The sequence below is a fragment of the Amycolatopsis sp. NPDC051061 genome (assembly GCF_040682935.1).
Taxonomy (GTDB): domain Bacteria; phylum Actinomycetota; class Actinomycetes; order Mycobacteriales; family Pseudonocardiaceae; genus Amycolatopsis.
Map to the genome: position 1 here is coordinate 55,138 of NZ_JBFBBZ010000028.1, position 18,194 is coordinate 73,331.

Sequence of the window (18,194 nt, forward strand, 5' to 3'; positions counted from 1 at the left end):
CTTTTAGGTAAGGCTAACCGATGGTACAGGAGTGCATCCTCACCATCTGTTTGTTAGGGTCACCTAAGTTCGCGCTCCGATCGGGGCGCCGTGAGCAGCGGGAGGCTGGTCTACCGGTGAGCAACGGTGACGCTGTGCAGCAGGTGGCGGAGCTCGGATTCTGGCGTGACCGCCTCGCCTCGGCGCCGAAGGAGCTCGCGCTGCCGGTCGACCGGCCGTACCCGGCGGAGCCCGTCCCGGCCCGGCTGACCCGGCCGCGGCCGGCGGCTGACGAGCTGACCCTCCTCGCCGCCTTCACGGTGCTGCTGTCCCGGTACGCGGGAACCGCCGATGTGCTGCTCGGCATCGGCTCGCTGGTACCCCTGCGGGTCGACCTCGGTGGCTCGCCCGGTTTCGCGGACGTTGTCGCGCGCGTGCGTATGGCGCGCGAAGAGGCACTGACCCACCGAGTCCCCTTCGATGAGCTGGTCGCCGAACTGGAGCCCGAGCGCGGGCGCGGGGGATCGGTGCTCGTCAACGTCGGCTTCGGTGCCGAAACGGACCTGCCGTTGGATCTGAACCTGAGTGTCGAGGGCGAAACTCTCGTCGTCGACTACCGCGCCGACGTCCTCGACGAGTCCACAGCGGGCCGCATGCTCGGCCACGTCGAGCACCTGCTGGCCGATGCGCTAGATCGTCCACAGTGGCCGGTCGAGCGCCTGGACCTGGTGCCGGAGCCGGAACTGCGCCGGATCCTCGAAGACTGGAACGACACCGGCCTCGACACGCCGCTGTCGACCCTGCCGGAGCTGTTCGCCCTCCGCGTCCGGGAAGCGCCGGACGCCGTCGCGCTCGTCTTCGAAGACGAGGAACTGACCTACGCCGAGCTGGACGCGCGCGCGAACCGGCTCGCCCACGTCCTGATCGGGCGCGGAGCCGGGCCGGAACGGGTGGTCGCGCTCGCCGTGCCCCGCTCGGTCGAGATGATCGTGGCCGAGCTGGCTGTGCTCAAGGCCGGGGCCGCGTACCTGCCGCTGGACCCGGACTACCCGGCCGAGCGGATCGCGTTCATGGTCACCGACGCCCGCCCGGTGTGCGTGCTGACCACGACCGACCTCGCCGAGCGCTTCGACAGCGACGTCCTGCTCCTCGACGAACTCGACCTCGGCGCGGGACTGGACACGGACCCGGCCGCGGCGATCGTCCCGGCGAACGCGGCCTACGTCATCTACACGTCCGGCTCCACCGGCCGGCCCAAGGGCGTCGTGGTGTCCCACGCCGGTGTCGCGAAGCTCGTCGCGACACAGTCGGAACGCTTCGGCGTCGGCCCGCACAGCCGGGTGCTGCAGTTCGCGTCGCCGAGCTTCGACGTCGCGTTCTGGGACCTGTGCCTCGGCCTGCTTTCCGGTGGGCGCCTGGTGGTCGTCCCCGCCGGGCGGCGGGTGCCCGGCCCGGAGCTGGCCGATTACGCGCACGCCAAGGGCGTCGACTTCATGATCCTGCCGCCCGCGCTGCTCGCGGAGTTCCCCGACGACTGCGACCTGCCGCGTGACAGCGTGCTGCTGGCCGGCACCGAGCGGGTGTCGCCGGAGCTGGTGCGCCGATGGGCGCCGGGGCGCCGGATGTTCAACGCCTACGGCCCGACCGAGGCCACGACCAACTCGACGCTCGGGCTCTGCGACCCGGAGATCGCGCCCGGTTCGGCCGTGCCGATCGGCGTCCCGGACCCCGGCACGCGTGCGTACGTCCTCGACGCGTCCCTCGCGCCGGTGCCGGTCGGCCTCGTGGGCGAGCTGTACCTCGCCGGATCCGGTTTGGCGCGCGGGTACCTCGGGCGGCCGGGGCTGACGGCGGAGCGGTTCGTGGCCGACCCCTTCGGTTCGGGCGGCCGCCTCTATCGCACCGGTGACCTGGTGAAGTGGCTGCCGGACGGCCGGCTAGTGTTCCTGGGCCGGGCCGACGACCAGGTCAAGATCCGCGGCTACCGCATCGAACTCGGCGAGATCGAATCGGTGCTCGCCGAGCACCCGCGCGTCGGCCAGTCGGTCGTCGTCGCGCAGGACGGGCAGCTCGTCGCCTACGCCGTGCCGGTGCCCGACCGCGACCAGGCGGCCGAGCAGGGGCACGTCGAGGAGTGGCACGCCGTCCACGAGGAGATGCTCGCCGGGTCCACCGGTATCGAGGAGAACTTCGCCGGCTGGAACTCCAGCTACGACGGCTCCGACATCCCCCTCGCCCAGATGCGCGAGTGGCACGCGGCGACGATCGAGCGGATCCGTTCGCTGCGGCCGAAGCGGGTGCTGGAGATCGGTGTCGGGTCGGGGCTGATCCTCTCGCGGATCGCGCCGGACGCCGAGACGTACTGGGGCGTCGACCTTTCCGAGAGCGCGATCGAGAACGTCCGGCGCGAGGTCGGCGCGACGCCCTTCGCCGGGCGGCTGCACCTCGCCGCCCGCCCGGCACACGACCTGGGCGACCTGCCGGACGAGCCGTTCGACACCGTGATCATCAACTCCGTCGCGCAGTACTTCCCGAGCGCGGACTACCTCGCCGAGGTCGTCCGCACGGCCGCCGGTCTGGTGAAACCCGGCGGCACGATCTTCCTCGGCGACATCCGCAACCTCCGGTCGTTGCGGGCCTTTCGCACCGCTGTCGAGCTGCGGCACGACCGCGGTGACGTCGCGGCCGTCGACCAGGCCATCGCCCGCGAAGGCGAGCTCGTCCTCGACCCGGACTTCTTCCCGGCCCTGGCCCGCGGCCTGGACGGCTTCGACGACGTCGACCTCTGGGTCAAGCGCGGCGAAGCGCACAACGAGCTGACCCGGCACCGCTACGACGTCGTCCTGCGGAAGGCGCCGAAGCCGGCCGCGGCCGGCGAGCAGGTGGTCGCCTTCGGTGATCTCGGCTCGGTGGAACGGTTCCTGGCCGCCGAGAAGCCGGAACGGCTGCGGGTGACCGGGATCCCGGACGCCCGGCTGTCCGGTGAGCTGGCGGCGGTGCGCGCCCTGGACGCGGGTGACCCGCAGGCGTCGACCCTGCTCGACCGCCGCGACGGTGTCGACCCGGAGGCCCTGCACGGGCTCGGTGACCGGGCCGGTTACCGCGTGGCGGTGACCTGGGCCGCCGAGAGCGGCGGGCTCGAGGCCGTCTTCTCGAGGGGGGAGGACGGCCCCGCGGCCTACCGCCCGGTCCGGCAGGCGGGCGTGCCCGCGTCCTACGCCAACAATCCGGCGGCCCGGCGGGAGACCGGCGCGCTGGTGGCGTCGCTGCGCGCGCACGTCCGGGACCGGCTGCCGCGGTACATGGTGCCGTCGGCGTTCGTCGTGCTGGACAAGCTGCCGGTGCTCGCCTCCGGCAAGCTCGACCGCAAGGCCCTGCCGAGCCCGGAACGGTTCACCGCCGGGCCGGGCCGCGCGCCGCGCAACCCCGTCGAACAGCTGCTCTGCGAGATGTTCGCCGACGTCCTCGGCCTCCCGCAGGCCGGACCCGACGACGACTTCTTCGCCCTGGGCGGCCATTCCCTGCTGGCGACGCGGCTGATCCAGCGGATCCGCGCGGCAGTCGGCGCCGAAGTGCCGGTGCGCGCGGTGTTCGACGCGCCGACCCCCGCCGCGTTGGCGGAACTCCTGGCCGGGGCGGTGAGCGGCACCGAGCGGCGGCGGCTCACCGGTGTCACCGAACGTCCCGAGCGGCTGCCGCTGTCGTTCGCACAGCAGCGGCTCTGGTTCCTGCACGGCCTGGAAGGCGGGTCGGCGACCTACAACGTCCCGCTCGTCATGCGGCTCACCGGCGAGCTGGACGTCGAGGCGTTGCGGACCGCGTTGCACGACATCCTCGACCGGCATGAGGCACTGCGCACGGTGTTCCCGACCGCCGACGGCGTGCCGTACCAGCAAGTCTTGGACACGGCCACCGTCGACCTGGCCGTCCGGGAGATCCTGGAGTCCGATGTGGACTCCGAAGTGGACGGTCTTGTCCGCGGGGTGTTCGACCTCCGCGCCGGTGTTCCGGTGCGGGCCGAGCTGCTGACCGTCGACGCGCGGCGGCACGTGCTGGTCCTCGTCGTGCACCACATCGCCGCCGACGGCTGGTCGCTGGCCCCGCTCTGGCGGGACATCGCCGCGGCCTACCGCGCCCGGCTGCGCGGGGAAGCTCCCGAGTGGCCGCCGCTTCCGGTGCAGTACGCGGACTACACGCTCTGGCAGCGTGCTCTCCTGGAGACGGAGGAGACCGTCCAGCTCGACTACTGGCGCACGGCGCTCGACGGCCTGCCCGAGCGGCTCCCGCTCCCGCTCGACCGGCCGCACCCGGCGGTGTCGGCCTACCGCGGCGAGTTCTTCACCTTCGCCTGGGACGCCGGCCTGCAGGCCGGGCTGACCGACCTGGCCCGGGCGTGCGGCGCGAGCCCGTTCATGGTCGTGCACGCGGGCCTGACCGCCCTGCTGTCGCGGCTCGGCGGCGGCACCGACATCCCGATCGGCACCCCGATCGCCGGCCGGACCGACCCGGCCCTCGACGACCTCGTCGGGTTTTTCGTCAACACCCTGGTCCTGCGGGTCGACACCGACGGCGACCCGTCGTTCCGCGACCTCGTGGCGCGCGTACGCGAGCGGAGCCTGGACGCTTACGCCCATCAGGACGTCCCGTTCGAGCGCCTCGTCGAAGCGCTGAACCCGGCGCGGTCCCTGGCCCACCACCCGTTGTTCCAGACCATGCTCGCCTGGCAGAACACCCCCGGCGCCGGCGTCGAGCTGCCCGGGCTGACCGTCACCGAACGGCCCGTCGGCACCGGCACGGCCAAGTTCGACCTCTGGTTCTCCCTCACCGAACGCGCCGACGGCATCCACGGCCAGGCCGAGTTCAACGCCGAGGTCTTCGACCACGCCACGGTGACCGGCCTGCTCGACCGGCTCGAAGTCCTGCTGCGCCAGGTCGTCTCCGCGCCGGACCGCCGGCTCGGCACTCTCGACGTCCTCACCCCGGCGGAACGCGACGCCCTGCCCGCGGTCTGGTCGGGGCCCGTCCAAGACGTCCCTGCGGTCACGGTGCCCGAGCTGTTCGCCGCACAGGTCGCGCGGACGCCGGACGCGACGGCGCTCGTCTTCGAAGACGAGGAGCTGACCTACGCCGAGCTGGACGCCGTCTCGAACCGCCTCGCCCGCGTGCTGGCCGAGCGGGGCGCCGGGCCCGAGCGCGTCGTCGCCCTGGCGCTGCCACGTTCGACGCACCTGGTCATGGCCATCCTCGCCGTGCTCAAGACCGGCGCGGTCTACCTGCCGCTCGACCCGGGCTACCCGGCCGAGCGCATCGCCTTCATGCTCGAGGACGCCGCTCCGGCGCTGGTCCTGGCGACCGGCGATGACCTGCCGCACGCAGTCCGCCTGGACGACCCGGAACTCCTCGACGGCGTTTCGGAGGCGCCGCTCGATGTCGTGTCGCGGCCGGAAAACCCCGCGTACGTCATCTACACCTCCGGCTCGACCGGCCGGCCCAAGGGCGTCGTCGTGCCGCACGCGGGCATCGTCAACCGGCTGCTCTGGATGCAGGACGAGTACGGCCTGACCGGCGCCGACCGCGTCCTGCAGAAGACGCCGTCCAGCTTCGACGTCTCCGTGTGGGAGTTCCTCTGGCCGCTGATCACCGGCGCCACCGAGGTCGTCGCCCGGCCGGACGGCCACCAGGACCCCACCTACCTCGCCCGGCTGATCCGCGAGCGCGGGGTCACGACCGTCCACTTCGTCCCGTCGATGCTTCAGGTGTTCCTGCAGGAGCCGGCCGCGGGGGAGTGCACGAGCCTGCGCCGGGTCCTGTGCAGCGGCGAAGCCCTGCCGGCCGACGCGGTCGTCCAGTTCGGCCAGGTCCTCGACGCCGAGCTGCACAACCTCTACGGCCCCACCGAAGCCTCGATCGACGTCACGTCCTGGCGGGCGTCCGCAGAGGACACTACTGTCCCGATCGGACGTCCGGTGTGGAACACCCGGACCTACGTCCTCGACGCCGCCTTGCGCCCGGTGCCGCCCGGCACCGCCGGCGAGCTGTACCTCGCCGGCGTCCAGCTGGCCCGCGGCTACCTCGGCCGCGCGGGGCTCAGCGCGGAGCGGTTCGTCGCCGACCCGTTCGGCGCGCCCGGCGCCCGGATGTACCGCACCGGCGACCTCGCCCGCTTCCGCCCGGACGGCGTCCTCGAATTCCTCGGCCGCGGCGACGAGCAGATCAAGATCCGCGGCTTCCGCGTCGAGCCCGGCGAGATCGCCGCGACCCTCGCCACGCACGACGACGTCGCCCACGCCGTGGTCGTGGCCCGGGAGGATCGGCCGGGTGACGTCCGCCTGGTCGGGTACGTCGTGCCCGCCGACACCGCCGGCTCGTCCGCCGACGAGACCGACCAGGTCGGCGAGTGGCGCGAGCTGTACGACTCGATGTACTCGGGTGCCGAGGACGAGTTCGCCGGCTGGAACTCCAGCTACACCGGCGACCCGATTCCCCGGGCCGAGATGCGGGAGTGGCGAGACGCCATCGTCACGCGGATCCGGTCGCTGAAGCCGAAGCGGGTGCTGGAGATCGGCGTCGGCACCGGCCTGCTGCTGACCGAGTTGGCCCCGCAGTGCGAGACGTACTGGGGCACCGACTTCTCCGCCGAGGTCATCGCGTCGCTGAGCCGCCGGGTCGAGGCCGACCCCGCGCTCGCCGATCACGTCGAACTGCGTACCGGCGACGCCGCGGACCTGTCCGGGCTGCCGTCCGGGTTCTTCGACACCATCGTGCTCAACTCCGTCGTCCAGTACTTCCCGAGCGGGACGTACTTGCTGGAGGTGCTGCGCAACGCCCTCGAGCTACTCGCGCCGGGTGGGTCACTGTTCGTCGGCGACGTCCGCGACCTGCGCCAGGTCCGCGCCTTCCACACGGCGGTGACCGAAACGCGCGGGGGCGACGCCGAGCAGAACCTTTTGCGGGAGAAGGAACTCCTCGTCGCGCCCGAATTCTTCGCCGGGCTCCCCGGGGTCGCCGCGGACATCCGGGTCAAGCGCGGCCGGGCGGTCAACGAGCTGACCCGATACCGCTACGACGTGGTCCTGCGCCCCGGCTCAGCCGTGGCACCCGAGGTCCCCGCACTCGTGTGGGGCACCGATCTTTCCACTGTGGACGATGTCGCCGGTCCAAGCCGGATTTCCGGCGTTCCGAACGGCCGCACCGCGCCGGGCGGGGTGAACCCTGAAGACTGGTACGAATTCGGTGACGCGCACGGCTACCACACGGTCGTCACCTGGTCCGCCGAGGGCGACGGCTCGGTCGACGTCCTCTTCACGACCGGGGACCCCGCCGGCGCCTTCCGGCCGGGGACCGGCCCGCTGCTGTCCTACACCGGCAACCCGGGCCGCTTCCGCCGGATCAGCACCCTCCCCGCCGACCTGCGGACCCTCGCCGCCGACCGGCTGCCGGAGCACATGGTCCCGTCGGCGATCGTCGTCCTCGACGCGCTCCCGGTGACGGCCAACGGCAAGCTCGACCGCCGCGCGCTGCCGTCGCCGGACCCGGTCGCGCCGACGTCCGGCCGCGAGCCGCGCACGCCCGTCGAGCGGCAGCTGTGCGAGCTGTTCGCCGACGTCCTCGGTCTCCCGCGGGTCGGCCCGGACGACAGCTTCTTCGCCCTCGGCGGCCATTCGCTGCTGGCCACCCGGCTGATCGCCCGCATCCGCACGACGCTCAACGCGGAGCTGGAAGTCCGGTCGGTGTTCGAGACTCCCACGGCGGCCGGACTCGCCGCGCTGGTCGGCGCCGGAACCGGGGCCGCCCGGCCCGAGCTGGCCCCGATGGACCGGCCCGCGCTGGTGCCGCTGTCCGGCGCGCAGCAGCGGCTGTGGTTCCTGCACCACCTCGAAGGCCCGTCGGCCACCTACAACGTCCCGCTGATCATGCGCCTGGACGGCGAGGTCGACGTCGAGGCGCTGCGCACCGCACTGTCCGACGTGGTCGCCCGCCACGAGGCGTTGCGGACCCGGTTCCCACAGCACGACGGCGTCCCGTACCAGGACATCCTCCCCGCCGGTGAGGTCGACCTGCCGGTCCGGGACGTCATTGATCTCGACACCGCCCTGACCGGTCTCGTCCGCGGCTCGTTCGACCTGGAACGCCACGCGCCGATGCGCGTGGAGCTGCTTCGGCTGGCCGAGCGTGAGCACGTCTTGGCGCTGGTGTTCCACCACATCGCCTCCGACGGCTGGTCGATGGCCCCGCTGTGGCGCGACATCGCCACGGCCTACGCGGCCCGGCGCGCCGGAGAGACTCCACAGTGGACGCCGCTGCCGGTGCAGTACGCGGACTACACGCTGTGGCACCAGGATCTCCTCGGCGCCGAGGACGACCCGGACAGCGTGCTCGGCACCCAGCTGGCCTACTGGCGCGACACCCTGGACGGCCTGCCCGACCGCATCGAGCTGCCCCTGGACCGGCCGCACCCGGCGTCCGCGACCTTCCGCGGCGAGCTGCACACCTTCACCTGGGACGCGCAGCTCCACGCCCGGCTCACGGAGCTGGCGCGGGAGTCCGGCGCGAGCGTGTTCATGGTCGTCCACTCGGCGCTGGCCGCCCTGCTCACCCGGCTGGGCGCGGGCCCCGACGTCCCGATCGGCTCGCCCATCGCGGGCCGGACCGACCAGGCCCTCGACGACCTCGTCGGGTTCTTCGTCAACACCCTCGTGCTGCGCGTCGACACCGGTGGCGAGCCGTCGTTCCGCGACCTCGTCGCGCGGGTCCGTGAGCGCAACCTCGACGCGTACGCCAACCAGGACGTCCCGTTCGAGCGCCTGGTCGAAGTGCTCAACCCGGCGCGGTCGCTGTCCTACCACCCGCTCTTCCAAGTGATGATCGCCGGGCAGAACAACACCCGCGCCGACGTCACCCTGCCCGGCCTGACCGTCACCGAAATCCCAGTGACCACCGGGACGTCCAAGTTCGACCTGGCGATCTCCCTGACCGAGCGCGACGCCGGGATCGCGGGCGTCCTGGAGTTCAACGCCGACGTCTTCGACCACCCGGGCGCCGACGCGATCCTGCGTCGCCTCGAAGTGCTGCTGCGCGCGGCACTGGCCGAGCCGGACCGCCCGGTCGGCGCACTGGACCTCCTCGACGGCGACGAGCGCGACCGGGTTCTGACGGAGTGGGCCGGGTCGCTGGAACCGGCGGGCACCGAGACGTTCCCCGGCCTGTTCGCCCGCCGCGTGGCCGAAGCGCCGGACGCCGTCGCGCTCGTCTTCGAAGACGTCGAGCTGACGTATGCCGAGGTCAACGCCCGGGCCAACCGGCTGGCGCACCTGCTCCTCGAGCGCGGTGCCGGGCCGGAACGCGTGGTTGCGCTGGCCGTTCCGCGGTCGGTCGACATGATCGTCGCGGAGCTGGCCGTGCTCAAGGCCGGCGCCGCCTACCTGCCGATCGACGTCGACTACCCCGGCGACCGGATCACCTTCATGGTCGAGGACGCCCGCCCGGTCTGCGTCGTGACGACCCGCGAGATCAACGCGAAACTCCCCGCGGACGTTCTTCGCGTGCTCCTTGACGACCCGGCCCTCGGTGGAATGTCCACAGAGGACCCCGCCGTTGTGGTGAAGCCGGAGAACGCGGCTTACGTGATCTACACGTCCGGTTCTTCCGGACGGCCGAAGGGTGTCGTCCTCCAGCATTCGGGCGTCGCGAAGCTGGTCGCCACTCAGGTCGAACGGTTCGGGATCGGGCCGCACAGCCGGGTGCTGCAGTTCGCGTCGCCGAGCTTCGACGTCGCGTTCTGGGACCTCTGCCTCGGCCTGCTCTCCGGCGGCCGCCTCGTCGTGGTCCCGGCCGAGCGCCGGGTCGCCGGTCCCGCGCTGACCGAGTACGCGCACCAGCACGCCGTGGACTTCATGATCCTCCCGCCCGCGCTGCTCGACGCCATGCCGGCGGACTGCGACCTCCCGCGCGACAGCGTCCTGCTGGCCGGTACCGAGCGCGTGTCGCCGGACCTGATCCGGCGGTGGGCGCCCGGCCGCCGGATGTTCAACGCCTACGGCCCGACCGAGGCGACGACCAACTCGACGCTCGGCGAGAGCGACCCCGTCGAGCTGGCGGACGCGACGGTCGTCCCGATCGGCATTCCCGACCCCGGCACCCGGGCGTACGTGCTCGACGCCGGGCTGCGGCCGGTCCCGCCCGGCGTGGTGGGGGAGCTGTACCTCGCCGGCTCGGGCCTGGCCCGCGGGTACCTCGGGCGCGCCGCGCTGACGTCGGAACGCTTCGTCGCGGACCCGTTCGGCTCGGGCGGCCGGCTCTACCGCACCGGCGACCTGGTGAAGTGGCTGCCGGACGGACGGCTGGTGTTCCTCGGCCGCGCGGACGACCAGGTCAAGATCCGCGGCTACCGCATCGAACCGGGCGAGATCGAGGCCGTGCTCACCGAGCACCCGGCCGTCGGGCAGGCCGTCGTCCTCGCGCAGGACGGCCGGCTCATCGCCTACGCCGTCCCGGCCGCCGGCCGCGACGAAGAGGCGGAGCTGGACCACGTCGGCGAGTGGCGCGAGCTGCACGAGAACGTCTTCACCGAAGCGGCGTCCGGTGGGCTGGAGGAGAACTTCACCGGCTGGAACTCCAGCTACGACGGCACCGAGATCCCCCTCGACGAGATGCGCGAGTGGCACGCGGCGACGATCGAGCGGATCCGTTCCCTCCAGCCGAAGCGGGTCCTCGAAATCGGCGTCGGCAGCGGCCTGATCCTGTCCCGGATCGCGCCGGACGCCGAGACGTACTGGGGCGTCGACCTGTCCGAGAAGGCCATCGCGAACCTGCGGCGCGAACTCGCGGGGACACCGTTCGCGGACAAGGTCCACGTGGCGGCCCGCCCCGCGCACGACCTCGGCGACCTGCCCGACGAGCCGTTCGACACCGTCATCATCAACTCGGTCGCGCAGTACTTCCCGAGCGTCGACTACCTCGCCGAGATCGTCCGCACCGCCGCCGCGCGGGTCCGGCCGGGCGGGGTGATCTTCCTGGGCGACATCCGGAACCTGCGCTCGCTTCGCGCGTTCCGGACGGCGACCGAACTGCGTCACGGCCGTCGGGACGCGGCGGCGGTCGACCATGCCATCGCGCGCGAGGGCGAACTCGTGCTGGACCCGGACTTCTTCGGCGCGCTGGCCCGCGAGCTGGACGGCTTCGACGACGTCGACCTCTGGGTGAAGCGCGGTCAGGCGCACAACGAGCTGACCCGGCACCGCTACGACGTCGTCCTGCGGAAGGTGCCCAAGCCGGCGCCGGTCGAGGAAACCGTCGTTTCGTTCACCAGTCTCGACGAGCTGAAGTGGCTGCTGGCCGAGCGTCCGGGGCGGCTTCGGGTTACCGGTGTGCCGGACGCGCGGCTGTCCGGTGAGCTGGCCGCGGTCGCGGCGCTCGCCGAGGGCGACGCTGATGCGGCACTGTCCGCTCTGGACGCGGAGCCGTCCGGAGTGGACATCGAGAAGCTGCGAGACCTCGGTTATCGCGTGTACGCGGCACCGGCGCAGCAAGGCATGCTCGAAGTCGTGTTCACCACCGGCGAGCCGACGCGGATCCATCGCGGGAAGCCGGTCCGGGCCGCGCTCGGCACCCTGGGCAACCACCCGGCCGGGCAGCGCGACACCGGCGCCCTGGTCTCGGCCCTGCGCACGCACGTCCGCGATCGGCTGCCGCAGTACATGGTGCCCTCGGCGTTCGTCGTCCTCGACCGGCTGCCGCTGCTCGCCTCGGGCAAGCTCGACCGGCGGGCGCTGCCGAGCCCGGACAAGCAGGCCGTCACCGCCGGCCGGGCGCCGCGGACGCCGGTCGAGGAAGTCCTCTGCGGACTGTTCGCCGAGGTCCTCGACACCGCGTCCACCGGGGTCGACGACGACTTCTTCGCCCTGGGCGGGCACTCGCTCATGGCGACACGGCTCGTCGCACGGCTGCGCTCGGTGTTCGGCGTCGAGCTGCAGGTGCGGTCGGTGTTCGAGACGCCGACCGTCGCCGGCCTCGCCGCGTTGCTGTCCACTTCGGACGCCTCGGCCGCCCGGCCCGCGCTGGAACGGGTCGAGCCGCGGCCGGACGTGCTGCCGCTGTCGTTCGCCCAGCAGCGGCTGTGGTTCCTCCACCGCCTGGAGGGCGCGTCGGCGACGTACAACATGCCGACGGCGGTCCGGCTGACCGGCGACCTCGACGTCTCCGCGCTGCGCACCGCACTGGACGATGTGGTCGAACGCCACGAAGCCCTGCGCACGGTCTTCCCCGAGATCGACGGCGAAGCCCGCCAGCGGATCCTCGACGACGTCACGATCGCGCTGCCGACCCGCACGGTCACCGAGACCACGCTCGCCGACGCGGTGTCCGAGGCGGCCCGGACGGTGTTCGAGCTGGAGTCGGAGATCCCACTGCGGGCCGAGTTGCTCCGGCTGGGTGCGCGTGAGCACGTCCTCGTGCTGGTGTTCCACCACATCGCCTCCGACGGCTGGTCGACCGCGCCGCTGTGGCGTGACCTCGCGACGGCTTACACCGCCCGGCAGGCCGGAGACGCTCCTCAGTGGACTCCGCTGCCGGTGCAGTACGCGGACTACACGCTGTGGCACTGGGACGTCCTCGGCGAGCCGGTCATCGAACCGCAGCTGGCCTACTGGCGGGACGCACTGGCGGACCTGCCCGAACGCATCGAGCTGCCGACCGACCGGCCGCACCCAGTGGAATCGTCCTACCGGGGCGAGCAGTTCGCGTTCGGCTGGGACGCCGAGCTCCATAGTGGACTCGTCGAATTGGCCCGTGCCTGCGGCGCCAGCGTGTTCATGGTCGTGCACGCTGGGCTCACCGCCGTGCTCACCCGGCTGGGCGCGGGCACCGACATCCCGCTCGGCACGTCCATCGCCGGCCGGACCGACCAGGCTCTCGACGACCTCGTCGGCTTTTTCGTGAACACGTTGGTGCTGCGCGTCGACACTGGCGGCGACCCGTCGTTCCGCGACCTCGTCGCCCGCGTGCGGGACCGCAGCCTGGATGCCTACGCCCACCAAGACGTGCCGTTCGAGCGGCTGGTCGAGGCGCTGAACCCGGTGCGGTCACTGGCGTACCACCCGCTGTTCCAGACGATGCTGGCCTGGCAGAACAACGCCGTCGCCGAGCTCGCGCTGCCCGGCCTGACCGTCGCGGAGGAACCGGTCCGCACCGGCACCGCCCGCGCCGACCTGACGTTCTTCGTCGGCGAGCGACCCGGCCACCGAGCCGGGATCCGCGGCACGGCCGAGTACAACAGCGACGTCTTCGATCGCGCGAGTGTCGAAGCGATCCTCGACCGGCTCCGGGTGTTGCTGCGAGCCGCCGTGAGCGACCCGGACACGCGGATCGGCGCGATCGACCTGCTCACCGACGCCGAGCACGACCAGCTCGCGGCCGACCCCGCCACGCGCCTTCCCGCGGAGACGACGTCCGAGCTGTTCGCGGCCCAAGTGGCCCGGACCCCGGACGCCACGGCGCTGGTGTTCGGCTCCGAGCGCCTCACGTACGCCGAGCTGGACGGCCGCGCGACGACGCTCGCCCGGGCATTGCTCGCGCGGGGTGCGGGGCCGGAGCGGGTGGTGGCCGTCGCGCTGCCGCGGTCGGCCGACCTGGTCGTCGCGCTCCTCGCGGTGCTCAAGACCGGCGCCGCCTACCTGCCCCTCGACCTGAACCACCCGGCCGAGCGCGTCGAGCTGATGCTCACCGACGGCGACCCGCACCTGGTCGTCGCCGACGAAGGCTTCGGCGATCGGTTGGTCCGGCCCGGCGACACCGGGCCCGAACCGGCGTGGCCGTCGATCAGCCCGGAGAACCCGGCGTACGTGATCTTCACGTCCGGTTCCACGGGGCGTCCGAAGGCGGTCGCCGGGACCCAGCGCGCGCTGGCCAACCGGCTGCACTGGGGCCGGGACGTCGCCGAAGGCGTGCGCGTGGCGAAGAGCGCGCTGACGTTCATCGACGGCTCGACCGAGCTGCTCGGCGGGCTCGTCGCGGGCGACCCGGTGGTCCTCGCCGACGACGCGACGGCCACCGACCCGCATGCGCTCGCCGAACTCGTGCGGACGTCCGGCGCCCAGGTGCTGACCGTCGTTCCGAGCCTTCTCGACAGCTTCGCCGAGGACGTCCTGTCCGACGCGTTCGCCTCGGTGACCACCTGGATCACCAGCGGTGAGCCGCTTTCTGCTGCTCTGGCCGACAAGGTGGCACGGCGGTGGCCGTCGGCGAAGCTGGTCAACCTGTACGGCTGTTCCGAAGTCGCGGGCGACAGCCTGGCCCAGGTCTGCGGGCCGGTGGCCATCGGACGCCCGGTCGCGAACACCCGCGCGCACGTCCTCGACGCGGCCCTTCGGCCGGTGCCGCCGGGCGTCCGCGGTGAGCTGTACCTGGCGGGCGCCGGGCTCGCGCGGGGCTACCTCGGCCGGCCGGCGCTGACCGCGGAACGGTTCGTCGCGTCGCCGTTCGAGGCGGGGGAGCGGATGTACCGCACCGGCGACCTCGTCCGGCGACGTCCGGACGGCGCTCTCGTGTTCCTCGGCCGGGCGGACCAGCAGATCAAGATCCGCGGGTTCCGCGTCGAGCCGGGCGAAGTCGAAGCCGTGCTGACGGCCGACGCCTCGGTGGCGCGCGCGGCCGTGATCGCCCGTTCGACCAGCTTGATCGCCTATGTCGTGCCGTCCGGCGACAGCGCCGACCCCGCCGCGCTGCGCGCGTCACTCACCGAGCGGCTGCCCGGGTACCTGGTGCCCTCGGCCGTCGTGGTGCTGCCGGAGCTGCCGGTGAACGCCAACGGCAAGCTCGACCGCGCCGCCCTGCCCGACCCGGAGATCCGGACCTCCGGGCGGGTGGCGCGGACCCCGGCCGAGCAGGCGCTGTGCGACCTCTTCGCCGACGTCCTCGGCGTTCCGCGCGTCGGCCCGGACGACGGGTTCTTCACCCTCGGCGGGCATTCGCTGCTGGCGACGCGGCTGGTCAGCCGGATTCGCGCGCTGCTCGGCGTCGAGGTCCCGATCCGGGCGGTGTTCGACGCGCCGACCCCGGCCCGCCTGGCGGAACTGCTCGACCCGGGTCGGCAAAGCCGTCCCGCGCTGGTGCCGGTCGAGCGACCCGAGGTGCTGCCGCTGTCGTTCGCCCAGCAGCGGCTGTGGTTCCTCGACCGCCTCGACGGGTTGAGCGCGACCTACAACATCCCGTGGGCGTGGGAACTGACCGGACCGGTCGACGCCGACGCACTGCGGGCCGCGCTCGGCGACGTCGTCGCCCGGCACGAGGTCCTGCGGACGATCCTGGTCGAGGAGCAGGGCACGCCGTCGCAGGTGGTCCTGGCGGCGGGTGACGACCGCGCGCGACCGGTACTGGTCACCGAGGCGGCGGCGGACCTCGACGAGAGCGTCACCGCGGCGGCGTCGTACTGCTTCACCCTCGACGCCGAGATCCCGGTCCGCGCGACGCTCGTCTCGGCCGGACCCGACCGGCACGTGTTCGTGCTGCTCGTGCACCACATCGCCGGCGACGGCTGGTCACTGCCGCCCCTGAAGCGGGACCTCGACACCGCATATGCCGCGCGGCTTCGCGGTGAGCGTCCGCAGTGGACGGCGCTGCCGGTGCAGTACGCGGACTACACGCTGTGGCAGCGCGAGATGTTCGGTCGCGCCGACGACCCGGACAGCCTCCTCGGCCGCCAGGCGGCGTTCTGGCGGGACACCCTCGCCGGCGTCCCCGACGAGCTGGCGCTCCCGGCCGACCGGCCACGCCCGGCGCGCTCGACGAACCGCGGCGCCGCCGTGCCGTTCACCGTGCCCGCCGACGTCCACCGTGGACTACGGGACCTGGCCCACCGCAGCGACACCAGCACGTTCATGGTGCTCCAGGCGGTCCTCGCGGCGCTGCTCACCCGGCTCGGCGCGGGCACCGACATCCCGCTCGGCACGCCGGTCGCCGGCCGCACCGACCACGCGCTGGAGGACCTCGCCGGGTTCTTCGTCAACACCTTGGTCCTGCGCACCGACACCGCCGGCGACCCGACGTTCCGGGAGCTCCTGGACCGCGTCCGCGAGGCCGACCTCGCCGCGTACGCCCACCAGGACCTGCCGTTCGAGCACCTCGTCGAGCTGCTCAACCCGGCCCGGTCCCTGGCCCGGCACCCGTTGTTCCAGGTCATGCTCGCGGTCTACCACTCGGATTCGGAGCCGGAACGGCTGCTCGGCCTCGACGCGTCCTACCGCGACACCGGGCTGCGGCAGGCGAAGTTCGACCTGTCGTTCGACCTGGTGGAAACCCCCGGCGGACTCGAAGGCGACCTCGAGTTCAGTCTCGACCTCTTCGACGAGCCGGCCGCCCGGACGCTCACCGAGCGCCTGGTGCGGCTGATGACGGCGGTCGTCGCGGACCCGGACCGGCCGCTGAGCCGGATCGACGTCCTGGACGCGGCCGAGCGGCACCGGATCGTCGCCGAGTGGGGTCGTGGTGCACCGCTGACGACGTCCGCGCCGACGGTCGTCGATCGGCTGGCCGCGCAGGTGGCGGCGACGCCGGCTGCGGCGGCGCTGAGCGACGCTTCCGGCAGCGTGACTTTCGCCGAATTCGCGGCGAGGACCGACCGGCTGGCCCGATGGCTGGCAGCGCACGGCGCCGGTCCCGAGCGGATCGTCGCTTTGGTGCTGCCGCGGTCGGCGGCGGTCGTCGAGGCGATCTTCGGCGTGTTGAAGACGGGCGCCGCCTATCTGCCGGTGGACCCGGACCAGCCGGCGGACCGGATCTCGGCGATCCTCGCCGACGCCGCTGCGACTTTGGTGCTGACCAGCCGTGCCTTGGCCTCGCCGGCTCCCGGCGCGCTGTTCGTCGAGGACATTGTGGACAGTGCCACTGCGCTGACTCCGCCCTCGCCCGCGAACCCGGCGTACGTGCTCTACACGTCCGGTTCCACGGGCAAGCCGAAGGGCGTCGTCATCCCGCATTCCGGGCTGGTGAACCTGTTCCACAGCCACCGCGAGACGCTCTACCGCCCGGCGGTGGCCGCCGCGGGCGGGCGACGGCTGCGGGTCGGGCACGCGTGGGCGTTCTTCTTCGACGCCTCCTGGCAGCCGCAGCTGTGGATGCTCGACGGGCACGAGGTGCACGTCGTCGACGACGACACGCGCCGTGACCCCGACCGCCTCGCCGCGGTGGTGCGCGAGCGCGGGCTCGACTTCCTGGAGCTCACGCCGTCGCACTTCGCGCAGCTGGCCGCGGCCGGGGTCGTGGAAGACGGCGAGTGCGCCCTTGGCGTCGTCGGCGTCGGTGGCGAAGCGGTGTCCCAGACGCTGTGGGAGTCGCTGCGGTCGATGCCGGGAACCGAGGCGTACAACCTCTACGGTCCCACCGAAGCCACAGTGGACGCTCTGGTCGGGCGGTTCGCGGACGCCGACCGGCCGGTGGTCGGGCGTCCGGTGCACAACGCACGGGCGTACGTCCTCGACGGCGGCCTGAGCCCCGTCCCGGCCGGCGTGCCCGGCGAGCTGTACCTGGCCGGCGCCGGGCTGGCCCGCGGCTACCACGAGCGTGCCGCGCTGACCGCGGACCGGTTCGTCGCCGACCCGTTCGGGCCGCCGGGGGAGCGGATGTACCGCACCGGCGACCTGGTGCGGTGGCGGCCCGACGGGCAGCTCGAGTACCTCGGCCGCACCGACGACCAGGTCAAGATCCGCGGCTTTCGGATCGAACCTGGCGAGATCGAGACGGCACTGGCGCGCCACGACGACGTGGAGCAGGCGCTCGTCGTCGTCCGCGAAGATCGGGACAAGCGGCTGGTCGCCTACACGACCCCGGCGACGGCGGATCCCGCGCGGCTGCGGGAGTTCGTGGCCCGGTCGCTGCCGGAGTACATGGTGCCCGCGGCGATCGTCCCGCTCGACGCGTTCCCCGTGACGCCCAACGGGAAGCTCGACAAGGCGGCCCTGCCGGTGCCCGAGTTCGAGACCCGCGGCCGGGCACCCGAAACACCCCTGGAGAAGACCCTCTGCGAAGTCTTCGCGGAGGTGCTGGACGTCGCCGCCATCGGCGCCGACGACGACCTGTTCGCCCTCGGCGGGCATTCCATGCTGCTGGTGGTCCTGCGCAACCGGATCACCGAGCGGCTCGGGACCGAGCTCCCGATCGCCGAGTTCTTCCGTACCCCCACGGCGGCCGGCCTCGCCGCGCTGTTGACCCGAGACACGAGGTAG

The 18,194-nt window shown here is 72.7% G+C and carries 1 protein-coding gene; it reads left to right on the forward strand.

Translation table 11 applies throughout. The features are described from left to right. Positions 1–116: 116 nt before the first annotated feature. Positions 117–18,194: an amino acid adenylation domain-containing protein gene (locus AB0N03_RS32485; protein ID WP_364379553.1), complete on the forward strand. Its 18,078-nt coding sequence runs from the start codon at positions 117–119 to the stop codon at positions 18,192–18,194.